The organism is Stenotrophomonas pictorum JCM 9942, from assembly GCF_001310775.1.
Taxonomy (GTDB): Bacteria; Pseudomonadota; Gammaproteobacteria; order Xanthomonadales; family Xanthomonadaceae; genus Stenotrophomonas; species Stenotrophomonas pictorum.
The window spans coordinates 1-2,004 of the sequence record NZ_BAZI01000436.1; the positions used below are offsets into that span (position 1 = coordinate 1).

General features: G+C 67.5%; 2 protein-coding genes. One reads left to right on the forward strand and one right to left on the reverse strand.

Annotation, left to right across the window (positions count from 1 at the left end; genetic code table 11):
* The coding region (locus JCM9942_RS14715) for a DapH/DapD/GlmU-related protein (RefSeq protein ID WP_304941154.1) at positions 1-628 on the forward strand (628 nt) is incomplete at its 5' end.
* A 151-nt stretch (positions 629-779) separates the two neighbouring features.
* Here JCM9942_RS14715 and JCM9942_RS14720 read toward each other — a convergent pair.
* Positions 780-2,004: sensor histidine kinase (locus JCM9942_RS14720; protein WP_054660580.1), on the reverse strand; the 1,225-nt coding region annotated here is incomplete at its 5' end.

A 2,004-nucleotide genomic window follows, 5' to 3' on the forward strand; every position in this document is an offset into this window, starting at 1 on the left:
CGCGCAGGGCGCACGGCTGCTGGACCCGGCGCGCGTTGAGCAGCGCGGCACGGTGACCGTGGGCCGCGATGTGCAGATCGATGTGAACGTGGTGCTGGAAGGCGAGGTCGAGCTCGGCGATGGCGTCAGCATCGGTCCGTTCGTGCGTCTGAAGGACGTCAGACTCGGCGCCGGCACCGAGGTGCGGGCGCATTGCGATCTGGAAGGTGTGGTCGCCGACGGCGCCGCGCAGATCGGCCCGTTCGCGCGTCTGCGTCCTGGCACGGTACTGGCCGAGGGCGTGCACGTGGGCAACTTCGTCGAGACCAAGAAGGCGACCCTGGGCAAAGGCAGCAAGGCCAACCATCTGACCTATCTGGGCGATGCGGTGATCGGCAGCGGCACCAACATCGGCGCCGGCACCATCACCTGCAACTACGACGGGGTGAACAAGTTCCAGACCATCATCGGCGACCGGGTGTTTGTCGGTTCCAACAGTTCGCTGGTGGCACCGCTGACGCTGGAGGAGGGGGCGACCATTGCCGCCGGCTCGGTGGTCACCCGCACCGCACCCGCCGGCAAGCTGACCGTGGCGCGCTCACGGCAGCAGACCATCGACGGTTGGGTACGACCGGTCAAAAAGGGCTGAGCCGACAGACACAGGGCGCGAGCGTATCGCGCCCTGTGTCTGCGGGACGACGGCGTATCCGCGCGTTGTGAATGCACCGCACGGGCGGGCGCAAGGCCATCTGCCGCAGCGCCTGCCGGCTTCTGAAGACGTCGCCGGGCTGTCGGCGGGTTCAATCGTGCGGCAGCAGAATCGCCACGCACAGACCGCCGTCCTTGCGGTTCTGCAGCGCGATGCGGCCGCCATGGGCTTCGATGATCTCGCGGGTCAGCGCCAGGCCCAGCCCGGTGCCGTTGCGTTTGGTGGAATAGAACGGCATCAGGGCGTTCTGCAGCACCGCCTCGTTCATGCCGCTGCCCCGGTCCAGCACCTCGATACGCAGCCAGTTCGGCAACCGCGCCACGCGCAGTTCCACCGAATCGGCGGCCGCGTCCGCCCCGGCTTCGTGCGCGTTCTTGAGCAGGTTGAGCAGCGCCTGGGAAAACTGCGCCTGATCGATGCGGCTGCTCAGCTCGTCCGGCGGCGGGGTCATGCGGAAGCTGATCTGCTGCTGCAGGCCCTGCAGGAACGGTTTCCAGACCACCGTCTGCAGCTGCGGTTGCGGCAGCTTGGCAAAACGCGCGTAGCCGCGGATGAAGCCTTCCAGGTGTCGGGCACGCTCCTCGACCGTGGCGAAGATGTCCTCCAGCCGTTCGGTCTTGCCACGCCGGACCAGTTCGGCACCGGAGTGGGCCAGCGAGGCGATCGGCGCCAGCGAATTGTTGAGTTCATGGCTGATCACCCGGATCACCTTCTTCCAGGTCTGTACTTCCTGGCGGCGCAGCTCGGCGGTCAACAGGCGCAGCAGCAGCAGTTCGTGCGGACGGCCGTTGAGATGGAAGCTGCGGCGCGACAGGTGATAGATCTGCTCGTCGTCCTCGTCGCCGTCCATCGCATCGGGCTCGCGGACCGCGAACAGGCTGTCCCCGCCCCGGGCGATGGCGTTGCGCAGTTCGATGGGCATGCTTTCCAGCAGCTCATGCATGCGCTTGCCTTCGAGCTTCCAGCCACCGTGCAGCAGCTTGCGCGCGGCGGTGTTGGAGAAGGTCACCCGCTGCACACCATCGCCGCCGTTGGTGAGCAGCAGCATTGCCACCGGCGTGTTCTGCACCATGGTGTCCAGCAGCAGCTCGCGCTGCGCCAGCGCCTGGCGCTGCTCACGCAACACCTCGCCCAGTTCGCCATGGGCGCGGACCAGCTGCGCCAGTTCGTCGTTGCCGCGCCAGTGCACGCTGAAGTTGAATTCACCGTCGCGGTAACTGCTGGTGGTACCGGCCAGGGCGCGCAGCAGCGAGCGGACCGGCGCGGTGGCGCGGCGCAGCGCCCACCACATCAGTGCCATCAGCAGCAGCGCAGAG